The sequence below is a fragment of the Methylobacterium sp. E-005 genome, from assembly GCF_022829725.1.
Lineage (GTDB): Bacteria > Pseudomonadota > Alphaproteobacteria > Rhizobiales > Beijerinckiaceae > Methylobacterium.
In genome coordinates this window covers 1-281 of record NZ_JAKSYG010000218.1, presented here as the reverse complement: position 1 = coordinate 281, position 281 = coordinate 1, and the positions used below count along the sequence as shown (strand labels likewise).

At 65.8% G+C, this 281-nt stretch carries 1 pseudogene; it reads left to right on the top strand.

Annotation, left to right across the window (positions count from 1 at the left end):
• Positions 1 to 143: 143 nt before the first annotated feature.
• A pseudogene (locus MKK88_RS25965) lies at positions 144 to 281 on the top strand (crotonyl-CoA carboxylase/reductase); the annotation flags it as partial.

The following is a 281-nucleotide window of genomic DNA, read 5'->3' as shown; positions in this document are numbered from 1 at the left end:
GACCGCATCCAGATTTGGATGGGGTGACGAAACCGGGCCGTTCGGGTATCGGTTTGACGGGGGGATTCCCCCCGCCGGGCCTGTAGCTCAATGGTTAGAGCCGACCGCTCATAACGGTCTGGTTGCAGGTTCGAGTCCTGGGCAACGGTGGCGACCCGATGTTCTCGCCGACGCAGCGGATCTGGGGCTACGAGACCGGGGACGGCTCCTTCGCGCAGTTCTGCCGGGTGCAGTCGCGCCAGCTGATGCACCGGCCGAAGCACCTCACCTGGGAGGAGGCG